This is a genomic window from Armatimonadota bacterium, from assembly GCA_020354555.1.
Lineage (GTDB): Bacteria > Armatimonadota > Hebobacteria.
Window position 1 is genome coordinate 3,149,195 of sequence record CP070648.1, and the last position, 3,592, is coordinate 3,152,786.

General features: G+C 66.8%; 1 protein-coding gene. It reads left to right on the forward strand.

What is annotated here, in order from left to right:
• Nucleotides 1–3,592: T9SS type A sorting domain-containing protein (locus JSV65_12885; protein UCH33458.1), on the forward strand; the 3,592-nt coding region annotated here is incomplete at both ends.

Consider the following 3,592-nt stretch of genomic DNA (forward strand, 5'->3'; position numbering starts at 1 on the left):
CGACTACCTGGAGCCGAACGACAGCTACGGGGCGGCGACCGACCTGCGCGTGGTGAGGGGCACGGAGAGCGTGCCGGGCCTGACGGTGCACGAGAACGCGGACGGCAGTGACAACGTGGACTACTACCGGTTCGACACCGTGGCGACGGGGACGTCGGCGCACTACGCGGAGATCCAGTTCGCGCAGGCGGACGGCGACCTGGACATGGCGCTCTACGACGGGAGCCAGAGCTACCTCACGGGCTCGGCGAGCGTGACGGACAACGAGCGGGTCTCGCTGGATGGCCGTCCGGCGGGGACCTACTACCTGAAGGTGTACGGGTTCGGGAGTGCCACGGCTCCCTACGACCTGGTGATCGTGGCACCGCTTGATGGGCACATTCCGCCCGATGACTATGAGGGCGCGGAGCCGACCCGCCTTGCCCAGAACCAGACCCTGCGTCTGACCATTCACGACCCCGCGCAATGGAATGGTCAAGGCAGCAAAGCCGACAGCTTCTCGTTCACGATGGCCGAGCCCGGCGCGTTGTCGGACTATGTGCGGACCCGGTTTGCGCACGAGGATGGTAACGTCGACATGTGGCTGTACGATGGCGACGGGAACTTCGTGGCCGGGTCGACAACGACAACGGACAATGAGTGGATTTCGCTGAACGGTCTGCCAGCGGGCACCTATACGCTTGTCGTCGATACTGTCAATGCCGACACCTGCTCGTATGGACTCGCTATCGTCGCTCCCTTCCAGACCGGGGGTCTGGCCGAGTGGACTGTGCTGGTCTACATCGCGGGGGAAAACGACCTCGAAGGCGCGGCCCTCGAGGACCTGAATGAGATGGAGGCCGTGCCTCTGCCTGCGGGCATCTGCGCCGCCATCATGTTGGACCGCGCGATCGGGGGGTTCGTGACGACGCCGGACTGGACCGATACCCGCGTGGGGGTTGTGCAGAGCGACTCGAACCCGAACGTGATCTCCACGCCGCTCCAGTCCTGGGGCGAGCGGAACCTGGGGGACCCGCAGACCCTGGCGGACTTCATCAACTGGGGCGTTGCGGCCCTGCCGGCTCAGCACTACGCCGTGATCCTGTGGGACCACGGCGGGTCGCTCTACGGCTCGATGGTGGATGGGGCCGACGAGCTGACGACGGACGAGCTGCGTGCGGCGCTGGAGGCGGTGCCGACGCACATTGATGTGCTCGGTTTCGATGCGTGCCTGATGGGCAATCTGGAGATCATGTACCAGGTGCGCAACGAGATTTCCTACTTCGTTGCGTCCGAGGAGATCGAAGGCTGGGATGGCTGGGACTACACGGGCCTCTTCGCTGACCTGGCGGCAGCGCCCAGCCTCAGCCCCGAGCAGTTCGCGAATGTGATCGTCACCAGTTCCAGTGATGACGAGGCCATAGTCACCCTTTCCGCAGCGGACGCGTCCGGCGCCGGCTTGCCGACAGCCGTGACACAGTTCGTGACCACGGTTCTGCCGGGCGCCACAACAGCGGACTGGTCGGCTATGGAGGCCGCACGCGATGCCTCGGCGGGGTTCCACTACCCCGAATTCAGGGACCTGGGCTCCTTCATGTCCGAGGTCGCGGCGCGGGTGCAGACGACGGGGATCGCGGACGCGGCAGAGGCCGTTCTCAGCGCGCTCGCGGACCAGGTCGTGGCCAACTACAGCCGCCCTTCGGCGGGCGGAACCGGCCTGAGCGTGTACCTTCCGGACGTCGGTGATCAGGTCCCTGGCTGGTACTCGGGCCTGAGCTTCGCAACAGCTACGGGCTGGGACGATTTCCTGGCTGCGCTGACCGGGCGTACCGCCGGGACGCTGCCAGGACGCGACTGGGCAGAGGCGAACGACTACCGAGCTACGTCCTACAACCTGCGCGCGCTCGCCGGACACGGGAATCGGTACGAGAACCTCTCGATCCACAACGCCTCGGACAGGGACTGGTTCCGCTTCGTCACCCTCGTGGCCGGGCAGGCCGGCGACCAGGTGCAGATCGCCTTCACGAATGCGGAGGGCAACCTTGACCTCGCCCTTTACGACGCGCAGGGCGCCCTCCTCGCCTCCTCCACGACAACTCTGAATGTCGAAACGATCAGCCTGGAAGGGAGGCCGGCGGGCGCCTACTTCGTGCGGATCGCTGGCGCGTCGGGTGCGACGAACAGGAGCTACTCGCTCATCGTGGATGCGCCGGGAGCGCTGCCCGACTGGCTGGAGGACAACAACGAGATGTCGAAGGCGAGTGCCCTCTCCCTCAACGCCACGACGGCGGGCCTCAACCTCATGCCGGGTGACGAGGACTGGTTCTCGTTTGCAATCTCCAGGCTGCCGGGCAGCCCCGTGTCGGCGACGGTGAAGTTCCCCCGGGCAAGTGCCCTGGAACTCCAGCTCTACGACGCTCAGGGCAGCCTGCTGGCGTCCGCCACAGGATCCTCGGGCAGGCTCACCGTTCGCGATACGACAGGCGCTGCCTCCCAGTACTACGTGCGGGTCACCGGCGCACCGGGGGCATTCGTGCCCTATGCCTTGAAGGTCGGCGAGACGGCTGACCCTCCGCCGCCGATGACCCTGGTTGATTCCAGGTTGCTCAATGGGTTGGCCAGAGTGTCGGTCTACGATGCGGACCCTGCGGATGGCGCCCCGCTGCCGAACATCGCCTGGGGCCGCGGCGACCCTGCCTACCAGAAGGGCGTAACCGACCTGGTGATTGAGCCCGGCGTCGGGGGCAACGTTGCTTCCATTACGCTGCTCGACGGCGCGGGCAGCCTCGAAGACATCGGGATCGTCATCGAGGGGACGGGCGTGTCCCTTGGCTCGGTGAAGGACAAGCGGCGCACGCCGGCTCCGCTGGCCTTCTTCATCTGCCAAGGAGCGATGGGCTCGCTGGGCCTGCGGTCCGACCTGGCGGGCGCAGACCTGAACGGCTTCACGGCGCCTGGCGGCTGGGCCCTGCCCGACGATCTTGACGACGACGGGGACACTGATGACGTAACCGGCTTACTGGCACAAGGTGCGGTCGGCAAGACGGCGATCACGGGCAACCTCGGCTCCGACGCCCTTTCGGATGAAGGCTTTGCTTCCTTGTCGGTGCGTGGCGCAGTGGCGGGAGATGTCCGCGCCGGCGGGGGCATGCCGAAGCTCGCCGTCACCGGGGCCTACAACGGCGCCCTGTCAGCCGCCTGGGTGAAATCGGCCAAGATCGGGGGCCTGTTCTCGGGCACCGTGACGCTCACCGGCGCGGACCCCAAGAAAGGGGTGTCGCTCGGGAAGCTGACCGCGGGGCGCGTAGGCGACATGATTCTGAGTGCCGTGGGCGGCGTGGGGGGCATCAGCGCGGCCGCTTGGGCGAACGGCGCCCTCAACGCTCTCTGGCTCGGCTCACTTTCTCTCAAGGGCGCGACCGGCGTACCGGGTAACTGCGGGGCGGACCTCACTCTCTGGGGATCGCTGGGCGTGACGACGCTCAAGAAGGCGAAGATCGGAGGCTCGGCCGTCAGGGGGCTGTGGGATATCACGGGCGCGGCCGGCTCGGTCGCGGTCGGGGGGAACTTTGCGAACTGCACGCTGGAGGCCGACCTGCTCAAGTCGCTCAAG